Origin of the sequence: Streptomyces sp. NPDC006610 (assembly GCF_040611575.1) — a bacterium.
In the GTDB taxonomy this organism is placed as follows: domain Bacteria; phylum Actinomycetota; class Actinomycetes; order Streptomycetales; family Streptomycetaceae; genus Streptomyces.
Genome location: NZ_JBEXOP010000004.1, coordinates 184982 through 205788, shown reverse-complemented (window position 1 = coordinate 205788; position 20807 = coordinate 184982). Strand labels below are relative to the sequence as shown.

20 protein-coding genes are annotated in these 20807 nt (G+C 70.3%); 4 read left to right on the top strand and 16 right to left on the bottom strand.

The window, feature by feature from the left end:
• Positions 1-80: 80 nt before the first annotated feature.
• Positions 81-3980, top strand: coding sequence for a DNA-directed RNA polymerase subunit beta' (locus ABZY13_RS05365; protein WP_356627525.1), 3900 nt, complete (start codon positions 81-83; stop codon positions 3978-3980).
• Positions 3981-4143: 163 nt separating this feature from the next.
• Positions 4144-4686: a DUF1707 and DUF4190 domain-containing protein gene (locus ABZY13_RS05360; RefSeq protein ID WP_356627524.1), complete on the top strand. Its 543-nt coding sequence runs from the start codon at positions 4144-4146 to the stop codon at positions 4684-4686.
• A gap of 39 nt (positions 4687-4725) precedes the next feature.
• On the opposite strand, the gene ABZY13_RS05355 is transcribed toward ABZY13_RS05360, so the two are convergent.
• The 16 genes from ABZY13_RS05355 to ABZY13_RS05280 all read right to left on the bottom strand — a co-directional run bounded on the left by ABZY13_RS05355 (position 4726) and on the right by ABZY13_RS05280 (position 18137).
• Positions 4726-5031: a hypothetical protein gene (locus tag ABZY13_RS05355; protein WP_356627523.1), complete on the bottom strand. Its 306-nt coding sequence runs from the start codon at positions 5029-5031 to the stop codon at positions 4726-4728.
• Positions 5032-5287: 256 nt separating this feature from the next.
• The gene (locus ABZY13_RS05350) at positions 5288-5452 is read right to left on the bottom strand and encodes a hypothetical protein (RefSeq protein ID WP_356627522.1); all 165 of its coding nucleotides are present in this window, start codon (positions 5450-5452) and stop codon (positions 5288-5290) included.
• 82 nt (positions 5453-5534) lie between these two features.
• Positions 5535-6602, bottom strand: a complete 1068-nt coding sequence (locus ABZY13_RS05345) for a tetrahydrofolate dehydrogenase/cyclohydrolase catalytic domain-containing protein (protein ID WP_356627521.1) — start codon at positions 6600-6602, stop codon at positions 5535-5537.
• A complete protein-coding gene (locus ABZY13_RS05340) occupies positions 6599-7042 on the bottom strand; it encodes a hypothetical protein (protein WP_356627520.1) in 444 nt (147 codons plus the stop codon). The genes ABZY13_RS05345 and ABZY13_RS05340 overlap by 4 nt, the downstream gene beginning before the upstream one ends.
• Positions 7043-7075: 33 nt before the next feature.
• On the bottom strand, positions 7076-8446 hold the full coding sequence (locus ABZY13_RS05335; RefSeq protein WP_356627519.1) for a hypothetical protein: 1371 nt from the start codon (positions 8444-8446) through the stop codon (positions 7076-7078).
• A 23-nt stretch (positions 8447-8469) separates the two neighbouring features.
• Entirely contained in the window at positions 8470-8856 is a 387-nt protein-coding gene (locus ABZY13_RS05330; protein ID WP_356627518.1) for a DUF4913 domain-containing protein, read from the bottom strand.
• Positions 8856-10604 (bottom strand): TraM recognition domain-containing protein, encoded by a 1749-nt coding sequence (locus ABZY13_RS05325; RefSeq protein WP_356627517.1) that lies wholly within the window; start codon positions 10602-10604, stop codon positions 8856-8858. The genes ABZY13_RS05330 and ABZY13_RS05325 overlap by 1 nt, the downstream gene beginning before the upstream one ends.
• The gene (locus tag ABZY13_RS05320) at positions 10601-12106 is read right to left on the bottom strand and encodes an ATP/GTP-binding protein (protein WP_356627516.1); all 1506 of its coding nucleotides are present in this window, start codon (positions 12104-12106) and stop codon (positions 10601-10603) included. The genes ABZY13_RS05325 and ABZY13_RS05320 overlap by 4 nt, the downstream gene beginning before the upstream one ends.
• Positions 12103-13596 carry an SCO6880 family protein gene (locus ABZY13_RS05315; RefSeq protein ID WP_356627515.1) on the bottom strand — a complete coding sequence of 498 codons (1494 nt, stop codon included), beginning with the start codon at positions 13594-13596 and terminating at the stop codon, positions 12103-12105. The genes ABZY13_RS05320 and ABZY13_RS05315 overlap by 4 nt, the downstream gene beginning before the upstream one ends.
• A 21-nt stretch (positions 13597-13617) precedes the next feature.
• Positions 13618-14637, bottom strand: coding sequence for a zeta toxin family protein (locus tag ABZY13_RS05310; RefSeq protein ID WP_356627514.1), 1020 nt, complete (start codon positions 14635-14637; stop codon positions 13618-13620).
• 41 nt (positions 14638-14678) lie between these two features.
• Entirely contained in the window at positions 14679-14924 is a 246-nt protein-coding gene (locus tag ABZY13_RS05305; protein ID WP_356627513.1) for a hypothetical protein, read from the bottom strand.
• A 57-nt stretch (positions 14925-14981) separates the two neighbouring features.
• Positions 14982-16205 carry a hypothetical protein gene (locus tag ABZY13_RS05300; protein ID WP_356627512.1) on the bottom strand — a complete coding sequence of 408 codons (1224 nt, stop codon included), beginning with the start codon at positions 16203-16205 and terminating at the stop codon, positions 14982-14984.
• Positions 16195-16992 (bottom strand): hypothetical protein, encoded by a 798-nt coding sequence (locus ABZY13_RS05295; RefSeq protein ID WP_356627511.1) that lies wholly within the window; start codon positions 16990-16992, stop codon positions 16195-16197. Before ABZY13_RS05295 ends, ABZY13_RS05300 begins: the two co-directional genes overlap by 11 nt.
• Positions 16993-17029: 37 nt before the next feature.
• A complete protein-coding gene (locus ABZY13_RS05290) occupies positions 17030-17311 on the bottom strand; it encodes a hypothetical protein (RefSeq protein ID WP_356627510.1) in 282 nt (93 codons plus the stop codon).
• 165 nt (positions 17312-17476) lie between these two features.
• Positions 17477-17722 carry a hypothetical protein gene (locus tag ABZY13_RS05285; protein ID WP_356627509.1) on the bottom strand — a complete coding sequence of 82 codons (246 nt, stop codon included), beginning with the start codon at positions 17720-17722 and terminating at the stop codon, positions 17477-17479.
• 22 nt (positions 17723-17744) lie between these two features.
• Entirely contained in the window at positions 17745-18137 is a 393-nt protein-coding gene (locus tag ABZY13_RS05280) for a DUF6668 family protein (protein WP_356627571.1), read from the bottom strand.
• Between the two features lie 422 nt (positions 18138-18559).
• Here ABZY13_RS05280 and ABZY13_RS05275 point away from each other — a divergent pair, with 422 nt between their 5' ends.
• Entirely contained in the window at positions 18560-19525 is a 966-nt protein-coding gene (locus ABZY13_RS05275; RefSeq protein ID WP_356627508.1) for a peptidoglycan DD-metalloendopeptidase family protein, read from the top strand.
• Positions 19526-19563: 38 nt separating this feature from the next.
• Positions 19564-20250, top strand: a complete 687-nt coding sequence (locus ABZY13_RS05270; RefSeq protein WP_356627507.1) for a hypothetical protein — start codon at positions 19564-19566, stop codon at positions 20248-20250.
• The last annotated feature ends 557 nt before the right edge of the window (positions 20251-20807 follow it).

The window sequence follows — 20807 nt, the reverse complement described above, 5'->3', positions numbered from 1 at the left end:
CCTTCCCCGAGAAGGCCCGCCGACCCCGGGACCCCGTTTCAGACCCCAAGACTTACGACCCTGAGAGGGATTGACGCATAGTGCTCGACGTCAACTTCTTCGACGAGCTCCGGATCGGCCTGGCCACCGCTGACGACATCCGTCAGTGGAGCCACGGCGAGGTCAAGAAGCCCGAGACCATCAACTACCGCACCCTCAAGCCCGAGAAGGACGGACTCTTCTGCGAGAAGATCTTCGGTCCGACCCGGGACTGGGAGTGCTACTGCGGCAAGTACAAGCGCGTCCGCTTCAAGGGCATCATCTGCGAGCGCTGTGGCGTCGAGGTCACGCGCGCCAAGGTGCGCCGTGAGCGGATGGGCCACATCGAGCTCGCCGCCCCCGTCACGCACATCTGGTACTTCAAGGGCGTCCCCAGCCGGCTGGGCTACCTGCTCGACCTGGCTCCCAAGGACCTCGAGAAGGTCATCTACTTCGCGGCGTACATGATCACGTACGTCGACGAGGAGCGCCGCACCCGCGACCTGCCCTCGCTGGAGGCGCACGTCTCCGTCGAGCGCCAGCAGATCGAGCAGCGCCGCGACGCCGACCTGGAGGCCCGGGCCAAGAAGCTCGAGACCGACCTGGCCGAGCTGGAGGCCGAGGGCGCCAAGGCCGATGTGCGCCGCAAGGTGCGCGAGGGCGCCGAGCGCGAGATGAAGCAGCTGCGCGACCGCGCCCAGCGCGAGATCGACCGCCTCGACGAGGTGTGGAACCGGTTCAAGAACCTCAAGGTCCAGGACCTGGAGGGCGACGAGCTGCTCTACCGCGAGCTGCGCGACCGCTTCGGCACCTACTTCGACGGCTCGATGGGCGCCGCGGCGCTGCAGAAGCGCCTGGAGTCCTTCGACCTGGAGGAGGAGGCCGAGCGCCTCCGCGAGATCATCCGCACCGGCAAGGGCCAGAAGAAGACCCGTGCGCTCAAGCGCCTCAAGGTCGTCTCCGCGTTCCTGCAGACCAGCAACAGCCCCAAGGGCATGGTGCTCGACTGCGTGCCGGTCATCCCGCCGGACCTGCGTCCGATGGTGCAGCTGGACGGTGGCCGCTTCGCGACCTCCGACCTGAACGACCTGTACCGCCGCGTGATCAACCGCAACAACCGCCTGAAGCGGCTTCTCGACCTCGGCGCGCCCGAGATCATCGTGAACAACGAAAAGCGCATGCTCCAGGAGGCCGTCGACGCGCTCTTCGACAACGGCCGCCGCGGCCGCCCGGTCACGGGCCCCGGCAACCGTCCGCTGAAGTCGCTGTCCGACATGCTCAAGGGCAAGCAGGGCCGCTTCCGCCAGAACCTGCTCGGCAAGCGCGTGGACTACTCCGCGCGTTCCGTGATCGTCGTCGGTCCGCAGCTCAAGCTGCACCAGTGCGGTCTGCCGAAGGCGATGGCGCTGGAGCTGTTCAAGCCGTTCGTGATGAAGCGCCTGGTCGACCTGAACCACGCGCAGAACATCAAGAGCGCCAAGCGCATGGTCGAGCGCGGCCGCACGGTCGTGTACGACGTGCTGGAAGAGGTCATCGCGGAGCACCCGGTTCTGCTGAACCGTGCGCCCACGCTGCACCGCCTCGGCATCCAGGCCTTCGAGCCGCAGCTGGTCGAGGGCAAGGCCATCCAGATCCACCCGCTCGTCTGCACCGCGTTCAACGCGGACTTCGACGGCGACCAGATGGCCGTGCACCTGCCGCTGTCCGCGGAGGCGCAGGCCGAGGCCCGCATCCTGATGCTGTCCTCGAACAACATCCTCAAGCCCGCCGACGGCCGTCCGGTGACGATGCCGACCCAGGACATGGTGCTGGGTCTGTACTTCCTCACCACGGACGCCGAGGGCCGCGACATCAAGGGCGCCGACCGTCCGTTCTCCTCGGTCGCCGAGGCGATCATGGCGTTCGACGCCGGCGACCTGTCGCTGCAGGCGCCGGTCGACATCCGCTTCCCGGTGGGCACCATCCCGCCGCGTGGCTGGGAGCCGCCGGCGCGTGAGGAGGGCGAGCCGGAGTGGCAGCAGGGTGACAGCTTCACGCTGAAGACCACGCTGGGCCGTGCGCTCTTCAACGAGCTGCTGCCCGAGGACTACCCGTTCGTCGACTACGAGGTCGGCAAGAAGCAGCTCTCCCAGATCGTCAACGACCTGGCCGAGCGCTACCCGAAGGTCATCGTGGCGGCGACGCTCGACAACCTGAAGGCGGCCGGCTTCTACTGGGCCACCCGTTCCGGCGTCACCGTCGCCATCTCCGACGTCGTCGTCCCCGACGCCAAGCGGGAGATCGTCAAGGGCTACGAGGCGCAGGACGAGAAGGTCCAGAAGCAGTACGAGCGCGGTCTGATCACCAAGGACGAGCGCACGCAGGAGCTCATCGCGATCTGGACCAAGGCGACCAACGAGGTCGCCGAGGCGATGAACGACAACTTCCCGAAGACCAACCCGATCTTCATGATGGTGAACTCGGGTGCACGAGGCAACATGATGCAGATGCGTCAGATCGCCGGTATGCGTGGTCTGGTGTCGAACGCGAAGAACGAGACGATCCCGCGTCCGATCAAGGCGTCGTTCCGTGAGGGCCTGTCCGTGCTGGAGTACTTCATCTCCACCCACGGTGCCCGTAAGGGTCTGGCGGACACCGCTCTGCGGACCGCCGACTCGGGTTACCTCACCCGTCGTCTGGTCGACGTCTCCCAGGACGTCATCATCCGCGAGGAGGACTGCGGCACCGAGCGCGGCCTGCGTCTGCAGATCGCCGAGCGCGGCGCCGACGGTTCGCTGCTGAAGGCGGAGAACGTCGAGACGTCCGTGTACGCGCGCTGCCTCGCCGAGGACATCGTCGTGGACGGCAAGGTGCTGGCCCCGGCCGGCACCGACCTGGGCGACGTGCTCATCGACGAGCTGATCACGCACGGCGTCGCGGAGGTCAAGACCCGCTCGGTCCTGACCTGCGAGTCCGCCGTCGGCACCTGCGCCATGTGCTACGGCCGCTCGCTGGCCACCGGCAAGCTGGTCGACATCGGCGAGGCGGTCGGCATCATCGCCGCCCAGTCCATCGGTGAGCCCGGCACCCAGCTGACGATGCGTACCTTCCACACCGGTGGTGTGGCCGGTGACGACATCACCCAGGGTCTGCCGCGTGTCGTCGAGCTCTTCGAGGCCCGTACCCCGAAGGGCGTCGCCCCGATCTCCGAGGCCTCCGGCCGCGTCCGGATCGAGGAGACCGAGAAGACCAAGAAGATCGTCATCACTCCGGACGACGGCAGCGACGAGACGGCGTACCCGATCTCCAAGCGCGCCCGGCTCCTGGTCAGCGAGGGCGAGCACGTCGAGGTGGGCCAGAAGCTCACCGTGGGCGCCACCAACCCGCACGACGTGCTGCGCATCCTGGGCCAGCGCGCCGTCCAGGTCCACCTGGTCGGCGAGGTCCAGAAGGTGTACAACTCGCAGGGCGTGTCGATCCACGACAAGCACATCGAGATCATCATCCGGCAGATGCTGCGCCGTGTGACGATCATCGAGTCCGGCGACGCCGAGCTGCTGCCCGGCGAGCTGGTCGAGCGTTCGCGCTTCGAGCACGAGAACCGTCGTGTGGTCCAGGAGGGCGGTCACCCGGCCTCGGGTCGTCCGCAGCTGATGGGTATCACCAAGGCCTCGCTGGCGACGGAGTCCTGGCTGTCGGCCGCCTCCTTCCAGGAGACGACCCGAGTGCTGACGGACGCGGCGATCAACGCCAAGTCCGACAGCCTCATCGGCCTCAAGGAGAACGTCATCATCGGTAAGCTCATCCCGGCCGGTACGGGTCTGTCCCGCTACCGCAACATCCGGGTCGAGCCGACCGAGGAGGCCAAGGCCGCGATGTACTCGGCCGTCGGCTACGACGACATCGACTACTCGCCGTTCGGCACGGGTTCCGGCCAGGCCGTTCCGCTGGAGGACTACGACTACGGTCCGTACAACCAGTAGGCAGTGGTACGAAGGGCGGTCATCCCGAGGGGTGGCCGCCCTTCGGCTTGTCGTGTGACGGCAGTGTCACAAACCGCTGGTTTCGCGAGGGTGCCCGGAACCAAACGGTGGGTATGGAGCGTTCGAGTCTTCGAGACCGTTCACCGGCGCCCGGGAGGCACCCGTGTCGTACCCGACACCGTGGCAGGGCAAGCCGCCGATGCAGGGGCCGTTCGGCCCGCCGCCCATGCTCGCGTCGCATGCCGACCGGGAGCGCGCCGTGGACGTGCTCCGGGCCGGTTACGGCGAGGGGCGGCTGGACCATGCCGAGTTCGAGAAGCGCATCGCGCGGGCGTATCAGGCCCGCTCGATCGCCGACCTGGCGCTGCTCGTCGCGGATCTGCCGCAGGGGCCGCAGATGCAGCAGCCGGTCGCCATGGCCGGCCCGGTGCCGCAGACGTTCCTGCCCGCGCCTCAGCCGGGGCAGAACGGCAAGGCGGTCGGATCGATGGTGTGCGGGATCCTGACGGTGTTCACCGGAGGGATCACCGGCATCCCCGCGGTGGTCCTCGGTCACATGGCCCGCGCCGAGATCCGCCGCACCGGTGAGGCCGGCGACGGCTTCGCCCTGACCGGCCTGATCCTCGGCTGGCTCTCCGTGGCCGGCCTGGCTCTTCTGATGGTCCTGATCATGGTGTTCGCTGCGGCGGCGGGGTCGGGGGGCTGACGGCGGCATCCCGCCCGCCCGTCACCTTCCGCGGGCCGATCAGGCGAGGCCCGCCATGACGTCATGGGCGAGCCGGGCGTAGTGGGCTCGGGCCGCAGCGATCTGTTCGTGGTCGGAGGAGCGCAGGCTCTCGCGTTCCCGGGCCAGCCGGGTCTGCGCGGCCACAGCGGCCTCGATCACTGCGCCGTCCGGCGCGGACTTGGCCTCCTCGGCGGCGATGACGGCGCTGTAGGCGGCCACCGCTCCGTTGACCGCCTCGATGGCCGCCTCATACGCGGCCGTCTCCTCGTTGGACCACTCGTGCGGGTCCAATCGGTGCGTGATCGAGATGCCGTCGTGCGACATGGTCTTCCTTTCCGGTGTGCGGTGGGGGCGGTGCGGAGCGCGTAGCCCCTCGGGATCGGCAGGCCGGGGATTCCACCCGCCCCCCATCCTGGTCGGCTCGACGACCGGTCGGTAGTGCGCGTGCAGCTCGCGAGCCTGACGCGGAACGTCCCGGCCGGACGCCAGTTCCGTTACGTGCGGGGCTCCAGGCCGGCCAATACGTCGGGCACCGGGGCGAGGGGCTGTCCGCCGAGCAGGCGGATGAGCTCGTCGGCGGTCAGCCTTCGGTCCCGGTGGTCGTCCTGGTAGCCGGTCCCGTGACCTTCAGGGCGATCGCGGTGAACGTCTCGCGCCACCGTTGGACGGCGCGCAGCAGGGAGAACGCCTCTCCGTGGAGCGGGCGCTGCCGGAGGAACGAACGCGTCAGCTGGGGAAGGGACACGTATCTCTCCGGAGGTCGGTAGACCGGGCGCGCCGGCGCTGGAATGGTTTCGCGGGGTACGGCGGGCGGATGCGGGGGCCGTTCAGCGTCCGGGGCCGCCGGGGCGTGGGGGTGTCGACGGGCGTTGGGTGGGCACCTGCGGGTGTGCCGACGTCGGGTGGTGTCCGGCCGGGGGTTGGGTGGTGGTGGGGGCTGTGATGCGGGGTGCCCGCAGGCGGGCTGCTTCGGCGAGAGAGGCGGGGGCGGGTGCTGGAAGGCCGGTTGTGGTGATCTGGTCTCTGGTCAGGTAAGGGCGTGGTTCGACCTTCCACGGTGTCACCTGGGGGTCGACCTCCTGGCGGATCACCCGTTCCATGAGCGTGGCCATCTCGACCGGTCCGATGCCGCCGGGCACCGGTGTGAGGTGCTGGGGAACGCCGTACATCTCCCGGCGTACATCGCCCTGGACGGTGCCGTCGCGCTGGGGGACGAAGCCTGAGTCGATGACCAGGCGGTGGTGCGGACGCAGGTGGTCGGGGCCGAGAATACCGGGGTTGCCGGTGACGGAGATGACGATGTCGGCGTCGCGTACGTGCCTGAGGTCGTCGCCGGCGTCCAGGGTGATCGGGTCGTGGCCGTTGTTGCGGAGCAGTTCGACCACGCCCTGTCCGACGAAGCCGCGGCTGCCGACGACGGCTATCGCCGGGGCGTCCTCGGCGAACGGCTCGGCCACCCGGTAGATGCCCTCGGCGGTGGCGCAGGCCGGGTAGGGGGAGCGGGTTTTGAGGAGGGCGTCGATGTCCTTGGCGGGGTCCATCCGGGCGACAAGAGGCGCCAACTGTTGTGGCGGCGGGTACTGGACGATGATCGCCCGTGTCTTCGGGTCCTGGCTGTAGTGGTTGAGGACATCGGCGAACTGCCAGCGGTGCGCCCCCGGTGGCAGGACCACGTGCTCGGCTCGGAAGCCGAGGTACTCGAAGCTCTTCACCTTCTGCTCGGCGGAGACCCTGGACGCCTCAAGCCGCGCATGCCAGTCCGCGGGGTCCTCGGGCGAGGGCGTGAAGCGGATGATGGCAACACGCATGCCGGTCGGCTCGATGGCCGACCGGTAGCCCTGGTACAGCGCACGAGCCTGTGCGAGCACGTCCCTGCCGGAGACCAGCTCGGTCACTTCGGGTGGCCCAACTGTGCGAGGACCTCGGGCACGGGGGTCAGCGTCCGGCCCTTCAGCAGTTCCGTGACCTGCTGTGCGGTAAGCCGCCGGTCTTCGTGGAGGTTCTCCTCGTGGACGCCGTCGGTCTCGGTGACGGCAATGCGGGTGAAGGTCTCGGGGCCGCCGGGGTCGTAGGAGGAGAAGTCTCCGAAGTGCGCGATCCAGACGATGTGGCCGAGGTCGGGGGACAGATGCCGGCGCAGCAGGGGGAGGGCGGCGTCCGCGACGCTCTGGAAGTCGCCGGTGATGCCGCGCTCCATCGGGTTGTCCGCCAGTTCGGACACGACGACCACGGTTTCCCGGGCGGTGGGATCGTGGAAGGCGCGCAGGAGCGTGTGCGCGGGACCGGACCAGCGGTTCTGCCAGTGGAGCACCTGGGTGAGCTGAGGAAGGGACATGTACCTCTCCCGGAATCGGTCGGCCGAGGGCCGTCACTTGTGGCGGAGTACCGAGATCAGCACGCCGTCGTCGGGGCTCGGGGTCAGGAAGACACCCGTGTTCTTCAGGGTCAGGTGGGGCAGGACGGTGCCCTCGGGGAGGAGTGCGGGGGCGGCGGTGCCGGAGGAGAGGTCGACCTCGGCCGTCTCCTCTCCCTCACGGGGGGTGTGATCGAGCCCTCCGTACGCGATCCCCTCGTCGGTGATCGACCGGATGTACACGCTGGCCTTCCGCTCCTTCCCGGCGTCGAGGCAGAAGCCGCTGCGCTGCTGGAGGTCGAAGGCGACGGTGCCGGAGGCGACGAAGCGGCCGTTGGGGGAGGAGACGGTGTCGCCCTCCGACGGCCGGTCGCAGACGATGCTGGTCTCCAGCTTGCCCGTGGCGGCGTCGTGCAGGGCGGTGAGAGGGTGCATGACGCTGCCGGATTCGGCCTTCCACCGGGTGAAGAGATGGCCGCCGGTGATTCCCACGTACGCGCCGTTCCCGGACGCCGAGTCCTGTGCGTACTTGGCGCCGGGCGGGGCGTCGTCGGTGATGTGCCACGACTTGGGCATCGACACGGTGTCCTGGGAGTAGTCGGAGACGACCCATCCCTTGTCGGTCCAGAGGCGTCCGATGCTCTCGGAGCAGGCGTCCGCGCAGTGGTCGAGCGTCCCGTTCGTCACGTTCACGGCGACGGCTTCCTTGTCCGTGTTGCGCGCCTCCCAGTGAACCTGCAAGCCCGTTCCGAGGTCGACGACCCTCAGGTAGTCGCGACCGAGTGCGAACAGTTCGACGGGGATGTCGATCTCGCGCGTAGGGGCCACCGCGCTGCCGGAGGCATTCATCGGATAGACCAGAAGGCGGACGATCTCCTTGCCCTTGTCGAGGGCGTCTGCGCCGAGGACGCCGTGGGCCCACAGCACGACGTACTCGCGGCCGTTCTGGACGGTGGTCGACACGGAGGGCAGCTGCACCGAGTGCCCGAACAGCGAGTTCGTCTTCTCCTTGGGAGCAGGCGGCTCCCACGGCTCGCCCGTGAAGCGGATCTTCCCCGTCGTCGCGTCGCGCACCTGGACGACGTACCCGTCCTCCGTGGTGTTCACATGGGCGACGGTGTCGCTCCGGGTACCCACGGCCACCAGCGGTTGCGCCGAGTAGTTCTTCGGCATCCAGGAGAGCGTCTGCTGCCAGCCCTTGCCCGGGTCGTACTGGGAGGGGACCGTCAACAGGACCGACGGGCCCTCCGGGGTGGGGGAGGCTTTCGCGGACGGGCCGGCGGACGCCGTGTGCTCGTTCTTCGAGTCCGGCGACGAGCCGTCGCCGCAGCCGGCCAGGAGCAGCCCCGCGAGCAGGGCGCTCGCCGCTGCCTTCGTCTTGGGCATGTGCTGTGTGTCCTCTCGGTCGATCAGTACGGCTCGACCACCGGGGCCGCCTTGGCCCGGTGGGAGCCTTCCTTGCAGCCGGCGAACGGCCCGGCGGGGTCCCGCAGTTCGCTGAGCGCCGGTCCCAGGTGATCACGCTGCCATACGGAGGGACCGACGGCGCCCGCGGCGGGATCGGTGAGTTCCTGCCAGGCGAGCCACAGCGCGTGCAGCCGGGCCACCGCCTCCAGGTGCTCCCACCAGCGCGGGCACCAGGGCGAGCCGGAGTGGGTCTCCCGCCCGTAGACGGGAAGCAGCAGGGAGTTCACCCAGGTCGCCAGCAGCCGCAGCTCCTGGACGTACGCGTCGCCGTCTAGGTAGAGGATGAACGGCGGGGACTGCGGCACCTGGTGGGGGAGGTGCTCGGTCATCAGTGGATGGTCTCCTTGCCGGCGCGGCGGGTGATCGCCTGGACCTCCGCCTGGGCCGCGGCCCGGATCCGGTCGGCGTCCGGTTCCAGGTACCAGGGGCGCAGCCGGACGAGGGCCGGCTTGACCCCGGTGGCGAGCAGCAGGGCGGTGCCCTTGGGCAGGGCGCGGATGCGGTCGGCGGGCAGGATGCGTTCGAGCCGGTAGGACGTCGAGCGGGACCTGCCGTCCTTGCTCCTGGAGTAGCTGACCGTGCTCACGTCGTGTTCGCCGACCAGCCGGGAGATCTTCTCGACGAAGTCGGCGTCGTCCAGGCCCGCGCCGAGCAGTTTGATCGTGGCGGCGCCCCACAGGGCGTCCATGCCGGGCTCGCCCCACACCCGTACGCCCTGGCGATAACTCTGCAGCAAAGTCACGATGTTGATGCCGCGGGAGCCGAAGTGGCTGTAGAGGTCGGGGAGATCCGAGATACGGCAGACGTTGGCCGCCTCGTCGAGGACGGCGGTCATGGGCGGGTCGAGGCGCCCGCCCATCCGTTCGGCGGCGACGACGCCCGCGCGCAGCACCGAGTCGGCGGCGGCCGCGATCACTCCGGCGGCCGAGCCGCCCCCGTCCTTGGAGAGCAGGTAGAGGGTGTCACGGCTGAGCACGTGCGTGTCGGGCCGGAACTGCGGCAGCCGCGGGTCGGGGCTGACCCAGGCGGCGATCCGCGGGTCGAGGAGGCACGCCACGCACTGGCGTGCGGTCTCGTAGATGCCGTCCCGGGTTTCGACCGCGCCCTGGATGGTGCCGCGCAGCTGGTCGGCCAGCGCGGTCATGCCGGCGTCGCGCAGCAGGTCGATCGGTGTGCGGTCGGCCGGGTCGGCCAGCCAGGCCAGCACCTCGTCGATCCGCCGCCCGCCCCGGCTGGCGGCGTGGAAGAGGGCGGTGAGGGTGTTCTGGGCCGCGGAGATCCAGAAGTCGCGCTTGGAGGCGTCGTCGTTGACGGCGCCCACGAAGTGACCGGCCAGCCGCCGGGCGCCCTCGATGGTGGCCGCGTCGGCGAGCATGTCCCACCACATCGCGCGCGGGGTGTGCGCGATGCCCTGCGGGTCGAACGTCCATACCGTGCCGTGCCGTTCGCGTTCGGCCCGGGTGACGCTGTAGACGTCGGCCTTGTTGGAGGTCAGCAGCACACTGCCCCGGGCGCGCAGCACCCGCGGCACCGCGATGCCGGTGGACTTGCCGGCCCGCGGGGCCATCAGGTCCAGCTCGACGTCCTCGTAGCTGGAGCGCAGCTCGGGGCCGTTCGGCTCCAGGTCGCCCAGCAGGTTTCCGGTGTCGTCCGGGTGGAGCCGTCCCGTCCTCGGCAGTGAGGGACGCAGCTCGCGGGCGCGGGCGGCGGCGCCCTTGGGGAGCATGGCCGCGAGCTCCCGGCGTCCGGCGAGACCGGTCGGCCGGGCGGACCCCTTGCGCACCAGCATGATCATTACGACGAGCAGCGCGACGCACACCCCGAGCACCACGGTCATACCCGCCAGCAAGGCGCCGACCGGTGAGCCCGGCCACAGCGCCTCCGGCCCGTCCTGCGTCAGGGTCGCGAAGGTCGACAGGGCGAACGGCGGGGGATCCCAGCCACCGCCGCTGGTGGCCGCGCCCAGCGTGCCGCCCAGCCAGACCGCGAAGAAGACGAAGCCGGTGAGCGCCGCGACCACGACGATGATCCACGGCAGGAAGTCGTCGGCGCCGGCGCTGCCCCTGCGCGCGCTCATCGTGGCCCCTCCCCGTGCTGCACGGCCTGTTCCGTGCCGGTCCAGCGGGTGTTGGTGTTGTGCAGGGCGCGCTCCGTGTCGGTGATGGCGACCTTGATGGGGATGCCGGGCCGGCCGCCGACCTTGATGAGGAAGCGGCCACGGCCGGGCGGCTCGGCGTTGCCGTCCGTGCCGGCCCAGCCCGGCGGCGACGACCAGGACGACACCAGTTCGATCTCCCGCTCCGACATGCCGACGATCTTGCTGAGCTCCTGCATCTCGGCACGGGGCAGCCCGGCGCAGACGACCATGCCCGCCCGCTCGACGAAGCCGCGCGCCTTCGCCCGGTCGGCCTCGGTGCCGAGCGCCTCGGCATCCTTGAGGGTGTGGGTGATCTTGGCGTCGCCGAGCCCCAGGGAGCGGTTGAGGCGGGTGAGCGCGTCGATCCGCTCGACGATGCCGGAGGCGGCGCGCAGCGGTCGCCACAGCTCGTCCAGGACGGTGAAGAACCAGCGCTGCGGGCCGAGCCCGGCGTCCGCCAGGGCGTGGGCGGCGGCGACCGTGCCGAGCCCGTCGGACCAGGCGGCGAGCATCGCCGCCGCGGTGAGCTGGGTGTCGGCCTCGCCGATCCGGGAGATGTCGACGCACACGGCGGGCGAGTTCGGGTCGATCCGGGTCGACGTCTCGGAGGCGAAGGTGTCACCGAGCGGGCCGTCGAGCACGCCGAGCAGCGAGCGGTGCAGTGGGTCCACCGCCTGCTGGTAGCGCACCATGTCGCCGCGGTCGAGCGTCACCGCGCGCACTCGGTCGGGCCCCTCGTCGAGGACCTTCAGCAGATCGGGCAGGAGCGGTGCTCGGCCGGGTTTGCCGCGCTCGTTGAGGTGGTGCAGACAGGCGGACAGCACCGACTGCTCGTGATCGTCCATCGGTCGGCCCCGCACGATGGTGACGAGGGCGGCGACCATGTTCAGCACCCGGCCGTGCGCCTCGGCCGCCAGCACCCGGCCGGCGTCGCCGCCGATCCGGGCCGCGGCCTCGCCCATGGCGCCGGGGTCCAGCACGTTGATGCCGCCGACCCCGCGTCCGATGGAGATCACCTGGCCGCCCAGGGCCCGCACGGTGTCGGCGTAGTCGGGCTTGAGGTCGCCGAGCACCAGCGGCACGATCCCGGTCGCCGTCATGCCGATCAGCATCCGGTTGACCAGGGTGGACTTGCCGAGGCCGGGCATGCCGAGCATGAACAGCGACGGGTTCGAGATGTAACGGGCCCGGGTGAACCAGGAGATGGGGTCCCCGCACACCGTCGCGCCGGTGTGCAGATGCTGCCCGAGGGGCACGCCCGTCATCGGCGCGCCCGAGCCGGCCGCGAACGGCCACAGGCCGCAGGCCTGCACGGTGGTCGCGCGCCACATGGTCGGCGGGTCCAGGTGGCCGACCTGGCCGCCGCCCGGGCCGGGCCATCCCCGAGCCGGCACGACGGGTTCGCGCGGCGGTCGGGCGGCCGGACGCTGTCGCCTGCTCACAGGGTCTCCCTCAGCTGGTAGGGGATGAGCGTGTACTCCCACGGCAGCAGGCCGACGGGCAGCGTGCAGCTGAACGCCGACGCCTGCATGCGGTCCGCGGGGCGCATCAGGATGCGGGAGGACGCCTGGAGGTTGCGCACGGTGATGGAGGCGTCCTGGAGCTCCTCCTCGTTGTCGACGGTGACCGTCACCATCAGGGAGAACTCCACGAGACCGGCGCCGGCGGCCTCCTCGGCCGCGGTCTGCTCGGCCGCGCGCATCTCGGACGAGGCACGCGCCTGGACCAGGCCCCGGCGGGAGCCGGCCATGAAGTGCGCCGCCCTGCGGTCGGCCTCCACGATCCGCGCGGAGGTCGCCGGGTCGATGGGCCGGTAGACCAGCGACACCCGCTTGCGGCGCGTGCCGTGGGCGGGTTCCAGCAGGCCGCGCAGCACGCTGGACCGTACGGTGCCGCGCGGGGCGAGGGTCAGCATCCAGGTGCGGGACACCCCGGAGTCGTGCTTGTAGGCGTCGATCGTCTCCACGGCCGCGGCCGGGCCGGCGTCCTTCCAGTCCAGGCCCGTGCCGGCGTGCTGGGCGCGGACGGCCAGTACGTCGGGCGCGATGGCCGGGTCGTACGCCACCCGCACGATCTCGGCGATGCGCTCCGCGGACAGCGGGGAGGCCGAGCCGCCGCCGGCGGCGACCAGGCCCGCCAGCAGGCCCGGCAGGCGCATCGACAGGTCGGTGATGACGTCCTCGGGGTCGCGCCGCGGGCCGGGGACCGTGCCGTAGGTGAGCGCGATGTAGGTGTGCATCTCGGAGGACGCGGCGGGGTAGCGCTGGACGACCTCCTCCATCACCGCGCGCGCCGCGGCGGGGGCGTCCGGCACGATGCGGGGGAGCACCTCGGCGGCGAGGCGGGTGCCGGTGTCCGGGGCGGTCTCGACGACCACCTGGGCGCCGCGCAGCCCCGGCTCGTGCGACAGCCGGGCCAGCCAGTCGCCCCAGGAGGCGACCCAGATGTCGACCTGCTCGGGGTCGACCAGCGAACCGCCGTCGGGTTCGCAGGTGAGCACGATGGTGTAGAGGTTGCGGCCGGGGTGGTGCAGCACTCCGAAGGGGCGGTCGTACGCGTCCCTGCCTTCCCGCATCTTCACCCGGGAGAGCAGTCCGGGCGGCGTGAAGTGGCCGCCGGGGCGCCGCGACAGCGGGCCCGAGACATACGTGTGCGAGCCGTTGGCCTTGCGCTTCATCCAGCCGATCCGGACGGCCAGCAGCTGGTACACGTTGCGGCCGTCCGCGGTGCGCAGCGCCAGCGGGCCGAGGAACAGCGCCAGCGGGACGAGGACGACGACGGCCGCGGCGAGCGAGACCAGCGAGGCGAGCAGGACGACCACGAGTCCGCCGAAGGCGACAACGGTACCGAGCAGGCCCAGGGGGCCGAGGCCGGGCCGACGGGGACGCCGCCAGTTCCCGTACGTGGGACGCGTCATGGCGTCGGAGGACATGGGTTTCCTTTCCGGGGTGTGTCAGAGGCTTCTTCCGGGGCCGGGGGGCCGGCGCGGAGTGCGGGGCGTGGCGGGGGCAGCCGTTCCGGGGACGGCGGTGGGCCGCGGCGCGGCGTCGCCCCGCCCCGAGCGCAGGCGCCCGGCCGCCGATATCCGGATGACGCTGTCGCCCTGCTGGAAGGTCCGCGCCTGGACGAGCGGGCTCCGCGCGGCGGCGCCAGGGTCGAAGTCGCCCCGGTCGGAGGTGATCAGCGCGGTGACGAGCCCTTTGTCGGCAAGGCGCTCGGCGTTCTCCCGGCCGATGGAGTAACCGCGGCCCGAGGTGCTCTGCGCGTACAGGTCGCGGATCGTGCCCTCGGGCGCCATCCGGCCGCCGTAGGCGTCCAGGCCCTGCTCGTAGCGGATGCGGCCGCTCTCCCAGCGGGCCGCGTTCTGCGCGAGGCACTGCTCCAGGGGGACCTCGACGGACAGCACGACGCGCTGGTCGTAGCCCTGGTGCTGGAGGTCGGTGAGGAGGCGGATGTTCTTGTCGAGGTTCTTCAGGGTGGCGTCGTAGAGGAGGTTGTAGCCCTCGCGGCGCGCCCATACCTCGAACTGGTCCTGGAGGAACGCGGACTCACGATGGATCAGCGAGGCCATTTCGGAGGGTGCCAGCTCCCGGCCGAAGGGCAGGGCCATGGCCCGGGCGTCCAGCCGGGGCAGTCCGCCGTGCTCGAAGAGGGCCACCTTGAACTGGTCCGGGTCGAGGACGACGTACAGGTCGAGGTTCACTCCGTGGGCGCGGGCGAGTTCCCGCCCCAGCCCGGTGTCCTGGCCCTGCCACCGGGCGAGGCCGGCCTGGGCGCCGCCCTTGCCCGCCCCGGGCGCACCGGCGGTGAGCAGGACGGCCTGGCCGTCCCGGGGGCGGTCACGGTACTGGTCCTTGAACTGTTCCAGGATCGCCCGGTGCAGTTGTTCCCGCTCCCTGGTCCACAGGCCGTCCCGGAAGTGGTGGCTGACGGTGTCCCGGGGGCCGGGGGAGAGATCGCCTCCAGGGCCCATGCGCCGCTGTAACTCCTGGTAGAGCGGCTGGTACTCGCCGTTCATCCGTGGCGGGCCGTGCGGCGGCGGTGGATCTCCTCCAGGTCCTCCCTGGTGATGTCACCGAGGAGGGAGGCGCCGGCCACGACTTCGAGGGTGTTGTCCTGGTGGGACGGCTCGATGTGCCCCTCCTCCCAGTCCGACTCCTCGAACTCCCAGGCGGCGACGGTTTCGATCATCTCGTCGCGCGGGATCTCGCCGGCCGCGTAGCGCTGGAGGTACTCGCGCAGGGAACGCTGCTCGGACATGGATCTTCCTCTCCTCGGCAGAGTGGGAGGCCGGGCATGCGCCTCCCCCATCGGCTCCTACTGGTTGTGGCCCTTGTTTCCGTCGTTGTCGTCGAGGGAGTTGGTCACTTCGTTCGCCGCGGTCAGGCCGGCCTGTGCGACCGTCGCAGCGGCCTGGACGGCGACCGTCGCGCCGGCCGTGGCCCCTGCGGCACCGGCGGAGGCCGCACCACCGACCGTCCCCGCGCCGCCACCGCCCGTGCCGCCCGGGGGCGAGCCAGCACCCGTGGAGGGCGAGCCGGCCGGCCCTTGGGAAGCAGTGTTCCGGCCGCCTCCTCCACCGCCACCGGAGGAGGACATGCCGCCGCTCGCGATGTTGATGGCACCGGTGGCGATGTTGTTGGCGAAGTTCATGGCGACCGTGCCGCCCGAGGTGCTGCCGAGCGCGGCTGTCGCCGGGACGATCAGCTTGAGCAGGGCGGGCAGGGCGAACACGGACAGGATCAGCATGCCCATGCCCGCGATGGTGTTCTCCAAGGCAACGGCGCGGTCGTCCTGCGTCATGGCCGTGGCCGAGTAGATGATCAGTGCGGCGGCCGGTTTGTAGAGGAGCCAGGCGATGAGCCAGCCGAGATGCTTCTTCCACCAGCCCTCGCCCCAGCCCGTCATCGAGGACGCGGCGGCGATGGGAAGGGTGCCGATCAGCATGATGAGCACGCCGAGCCGGATGTACATGAGAATGATCTGGACGAACCCGGCCAGCATGATCAGCAGGCCGAAGATCAGGATCAGGCCGGGGCTGGTGAGAGTGGTCAAACCGAGCATCGTCTCGGCGTTCTCACCCAGCTGGGCCTTCTCGTACACGTCCGCCGCGTACGCGTCCGAGGCCTCGTACAGCTTGCCGGCTATCAAGGGGGCGACGGCCGAGACGAGAATGACCTTCCACATGCCCAGGAGCGCCTGCTGCATGGGCTGGCCCTTGCGCTCGTACGCCATCCTGGCCGCCGCGACGAGGAGCGAGGCGACGGCCACGTAGCCGACGATCCATTGCGTCTCGTTGAGGATGCCGTTGAGCCCGGTCTGCCCTTGGGGGTTGAGGGAGCTCGGGCTTCCGGCCTGCAGCCAGACGCCGTTCAGTGACTTGAGCACTTCGGAGGCGGCCGAGCCGATGGCGTTCGCGAAGGCGCCGACCGCCGAGTCGGCTATTGCCTCACCTGCGCCCCGGGTGGCATCGCCCAGACATCCGCTGAGATCTGTGGCGCAGTCGACTATGTCGCCGGGGCCGGGCAGCTCACGAAGCATCAGGTGTGCCCCACTCCGTGAAACCCTCCAGACCGCCCACGGGGGTGGCCGTCTCCAAGAGGGACCCGGAGAGTGTGGGCCGGAGCTTCCAGTCGCCGTCGTCCCAGACGACGGTCACCGTGCCGGCACCGTAACCCCCCCGCGGAATCTGCATCACGACCATCACTGTGGCCTGCTCCTCGGAGTAGGAGACGATCGAGTAGGCGGCGTAGGTGCCCCTGCTGCCGGGCGGAGCCTTGACCACCGAGTCGTCGGGCAGTTTCGAACGCTTGCGGATGTACGCGTCCCTGGCCGCCCCGGGAGGCATCTGACGATCCACGACGTCCCGCCAGTTCGAGTCGTCGAACTGGTTGGGGATGACGTGGGCCGCCAGGACCGCGCCCATGGGAGTGTGCGCGAAACAGGACCACGCGGGCCCGTCGAACTTCACCGGGCCCGCGGTTTCCGACACCGGGACCAGCGTGGAGTTCAGCTGGCGCCACTGGACGTCGGCCGGCGGCTTCGGCCGAGTGTCCTGGTCACTGTCGTCCGTACGGCAACCGGCAGGCCGGCCCTCACCGGTGGCCTGCGAGGGCGCGGACGTCTCACCGCCGTCCGCGGACGACTGCACCGCGGACGGCTTGGCCGCGGGCGCCCCGCTGTCGTCGCCTCCGCCGGAGAGGAGCGCCACGCCACCGATCAGGGCCATCGCGATCAGGAACGCGGCCGAAATCTGCCAGCCCCGCTGCTGCCAGAAGGGCTTCTCCCACTCCCCGCTGCTGCCGCGCTGCCTTCCCGAAACCACCATCAGTCGGGTTCCCTTCACGTTCGGGTCGGGGTCGGGGTCAGGCGAAGACGAAGGAGACGAGCGGGCCGGCAGTGGCGACCAGGACGCAGCCGCCCAGCACCATGCCGAGACGGCCCATGTGCTCGGACCCCTCGCCCCGGCGCATCGAAATCGCCATCATGGCCCCGGTGATCAGTACGCCCGCGACGCCCGCCGCGGTTCCGGCCCAGGCGACGATGCCGAGGACACTGTTCACCTTGTCCGTGAGTTCCTCCGGCGCGTCCATGCCCGGCGTGGGCACGTCGGCGGCGAGGACGATGCCGTGAAGCTTGCTCAACATGGAGAATCTCCCCCCGTGCAAGTGAGCGGTCTACGCTCACTCTCCTGACAGTGACTGCGTGTGCAGCCATGTTGACGCTGCATCATGACAGCGCCAGATCGCTGTGCGTCCGTTTCCGGCCTCGTCGGTGACCGGTTTCGGAACACATCTGTCTCGAAAGACCGCCTACTCCAGGAGGAACGTGACGACAGGACCTGCGGTCGCCCCGATGATGCAGGCCCCCATGACGGTCGCGAACTGCGTCACGTGCTCCTCCCCATTTCCCGATCGGAGCGATATGGCCATCCGTGCCCCGACGATCAGGAGGCCGACGACGCACGCGGCGCTGACCAGCCAGGCCATCATGTCGAGAAGTTCGTTGAGGGGATCCGTGACGTCGGACTCCGGTCCGACGCGTGCTGGCGCTGCCATCTCAAACCTTCTGTCATAAAAGTCAGTTGCCGGTGATGACTCGTCCGAGCGCGGCGACTTCACGCGGCAGAGGCCCTGAGAGGTCGCCGGTCCGCCAGGACGGCACCCAGGGCACCCGGTGGACGGCGACGGCCGAGCCGATCACCTTGATTCTGCGGTTCAGCTCTTTCGGCAGGCGGCCGGGTGCGTCCGCGACGAGGACGACCGCGCAGAGGGTGACATCTGCCGGGACTTCATTCTGGCGAACGGCGTTGAGGACCCTGGACACCGCCTGGAGCCCCGAGGCGTGGGTACGGGCCACGAGCATGACGTTCCCGGGTTCCCCGGCTGCGGGGTCGGGCCAGGAGAGGCCGGAGTCATGACCTCCGAATATCTGCGCCAGGGTGGAAGTCCCAGCGCCTCCATGGGCGTTCATCCAAGTGAGTCGGGCCTGAGCGGGCGTCGGTAGCGAGGCGGCGGGAACAACCTCCGCGCCTCGCACGGAACTTGGCGACGAATCGTGCAGGAATACCGTATTCGGGGACGGCAGCGGAGGGGCGGATGGATTCACCGGCCCGCGGAGCCAGATCTCAACTCCCTCGGTGATGTGCTGCTGCATGCGTCCCTGCTCCCCCTGTGTCGACGTCCGTCAACTCTCTCGCGTAGCGTCCGACACCGATAACGTACTGCGAATCAAAGGGTGTTGACTGCATCGGCCATGTGATGTCGTCGGGCGGTCGCCGTACCGGCCTGTGGGGGACATCGGATCATGTCTACGGGGGAGCGATGTCGGGCAAAGGGGGAAGCACTGCCGCGTGGCTCGCGGGCGGTGCCTTCGCGTTGGTCGTCATGCCGGTCATGCTGTTCGTGGGTGTCGGGGCGGGGGACACGGGCCCCGACATGTCGGGTGTCACCGGCGGCACGCTGAACCCGAAGCACGTACCCCCGGAGTACCTGCCGTGGGTGCTGAAGGCCGGCTCCATGTGCCCCCAGATAACCGCGCCCGTCATCGCCGCCCAGATCGAGGCCGAGTCGGCCTGGATCAATGGGCGGACCTCGCCCGCGGGGGCCCAGGGACTCTCACAGTTCATGCCCGGAACGTGGACCACCTGGGGCCGGGACGACGACGGCAATGGGCGAGTGGACCCCTTCGACCCGGGAGATGCGATCATGGCCCAGGGGCGCTACGACTGTGCCCTGGCCGAGGACGTCGAGGGTTACAAGGCTCGCGGCCGGGCGAGCGGCCCGACGCTCGACCTCACTCTCGCCGCCTACAACGCGGGCCCGGGTGCGGTGCTGGAGTACGGAGGCATACCCCCGTACCAGGAGACCCAGGGCTACGTCGTCAAGATCAAGAGCTTCATGGCGAAATACACGGCGATCAGCTCAGGACCCGGTACCGGCACCGTCCCCGCCGGACAGGCGATGGCCATGCCGTTGTCCGGCAACCCCCCTGTGACCTCCCCCTTCGGTATGCGCGTGCACCCTGTCACCGGGGTCTACAAACTGCACTCCGGAATCGACTTCGGAGTCGCCGCCGGGGTGCCGGTACTCGCCGCCGAGGAAGGCGTCGTCACCTTCGCCGGCATGACGAGTGGCTATGGGAACCGGGTGGTCGTGTCCCACGGCACGATCGAGGGCAAGCGAGTCTCGACGACCTACAACCACCTGTCCGCCATCAGCGTCGCCAAGGGACAGCGGGTCGGCGTGGGCACGGTGGTCGGACTCGTCGGCAGCACGGGCTACTCCACCGGAGCCCACCTGCACTTCGAGGTACAGGTGAACGGAGAGTACGTCGACCCCGCCCCCTGGATCGGAAAATGAGCGGGCGACGGACGGGCGCGGACAGGAGGAGGGGGATCGTGCGGAAGGCCATCGCCGTGACAGTCGTGGCCGTCGTCGGCTCGGCCGTGCTGACGGGCTGCGGGTTGAAGAGCCTCGGGGACGAGACGGACGGCACGGGTGCGGGGCCGGACCCGGCGGTCTCCGGCAGCTTCACGCCCAAGGCTCCCGTCCCCCGGGGCAAGCCGCTCGACGAGGGAGCCAGGGTCCCCTCCCCGCCGCGGGTGGACGACCAGGACCCGACCTCCGTCACCCGGGCCTGGGCCATCCTCACGTACAGCCATGACACCGCGTACGACGCGGGGCCGCAGGACGCGGTGCTCCGGGGCTCCCGCTATCTCGTCCCCGAACGCGCCGCCGCCGAACGCGAGCACACACCGGCCGGCGGCACGGGAAGCGAGTGGAGCGTCTGGGCGGAGCACAAGGCATGGACAACGGTGCGGCTGACCTTCGACGACGGTGACGACGGCGACGTACCGGCCGACACCGCGTCCGTCACCTACCGGGAGGTCTTCGTCGACGGCAGGGCACGGGGCCGGGACGGCTGGACCGGCGACGGCCCTCGGCTCATGGCCTCGGTCAAGTTGTCCCGTTCGGGTGGCGGCCCCTGGCGGGTCGCGGACGTGAAAGTGACCGTGGCGGCAGTGCCGTCCCCCTCCGTTTCCTCCCCCGCGTCCGCTTCGTCTCCGCCCGTGCGAAAGAACTGAGTGAGGCTCCCATGTCCGTGTTCAACCGTCGAAAGCGGAAGGAAGGGACTCCGGAAGGGACTCCGCCGCCGGCTCCCGGGCCCGTTGCCGTCGACGTGCGGGTGCACGCCGACGGGTACGCGGAGATAGGCGGTCGTCCTGTCGTGGCGGGGGTGGGGGAGCAACCGCAGGACGCTGTCCTCGACTACCTGTACCGGCTCGCCCTGACGTCGGGGCAGCCGGTGTCGGCCACGGTGTACGACGAGCGGATCGGGGCCATCGTGCCCCTGCAGGTGCTGGAGGACGGGTCGAGCCGCTTCCTGGCTCGGCCGGTGCCGATGCCGGGCGAGCCCGTGTCCCGGCCCCGCCCGGCGGCAGAGGGGCCCTCATCCGTCTCCGCCCCGGCGCCCATGACCGCACCACAGCCCGGAAACACCCGTCCGGCGGACAGGGCGGAGCCGCTTCCGACGACCCCGCCCTCGGTACCGGGGCCGGCCAGGGTCCCGGTACCGACCTCGGCACCGGCCGCGGCACCGCCGTCGGATCCGGCGACGGCCGCCCCAGCCGTGGCTCCCGCC

Bases quoted from the DNA above. Each gene is read 5' to 3' on its own strand.
- ABZY13_RS05355 (WP_356627523.1), bottom strand. From the start codon at position 5,031: ATGTCGCACGACGGCATCTCGATCACGCACCGATTGGACCCGCACGAG.
- ABZY13_RS05340 (WP_356627520.1), bottom strand. From the start codon at position 7,042: ATGTCCCTTCCTCAGCTCACCCAGGTGCTCCACTGGCAGAACCGCTGG.
- ABZY13_RS05335 (WP_356627519.1), bottom strand. From the start codon at position 8,446: ATGCCCAAGACGAAGGCAGCGGCGAGCGCCCTGCTCGCGGGGCTGCTC.
- ABZY13_RS05330 (WP_356627518.1), bottom strand. From the start codon at position 8,856: ATGACCGAGCACCTCCCCCACCAGGTGCCGCAGTCCCCGCCGTTCATC.
- ABZY13_RS05325 (WP_356627517.1), bottom strand. From the start codon at position 10,604: ATGAGCGCGCGCAGGGGCAGCGCCGGCGCCGACGACTTCCTGCCGTGG.
- ABZY13_RS05315 (WP_356627515.1), bottom strand. From the start codon at position 13,596: ATGTCCTCCGACGCCATGACGCGTCCCACGTACGGGAACTGGCGGCGT.
- ABZY13_RS05310 (WP_356627514.1), bottom strand. From the start codon at position 14,637: ATGGGCCCTGGAGGCGATCTCTCCCCCGGCCCCCGGGACACCGTCAGC.
- ABZY13_RS05305 (WP_356627513.1), bottom strand. From the start codon at position 14,924: ATGTCCGAGCAGCGTTCCCTGCGCGAGTACCTCCAGCGCTACGCGGCC.
- ABZY13_RS05300 (WP_356627512.1), bottom strand. From the start codon at position 16,205: ATGCTTCGTGAGCTGCCCGGCCCCGGCGACATAGTCGACTGCGCCACA.
- ABZY13_RS05295 (WP_356627511.1), bottom strand. From the start codon at position 16,992: ATGGTGGTTTCGGGAAGGCAGCGCGGCAGCAGCGGGGAGTGGGAGAAG.
- ABZY13_RS05290 (WP_356627510.1), bottom strand. From the start codon at position 17,311: ATGTTGAGCAAGCTTCACGGCATCGTCCTCGCCGCCGACGTGCCCACG.
- ABZY13_RS05285 (WP_356627509.1), bottom strand. From the start codon at position 17,722: ATGGCAGCGCCAGCACGCGTCGGACCGGAGTCCGACGTCACGGATCCC.
- ABZY13_RS05280 (WP_356627571.1), bottom strand. From the start codon at position 18,137: ATGAACGCCCATGGAGGCGCTGGGACTTCCACCCTGGCGCAGATATTC.
- ABZY13_RS05275 (WP_356627508.1), top strand. From the start codon at position 18,560: ATGCTGTTCGTGGGTGTCGGGGCGGGGGACACGGGCCCCGACATGTCG.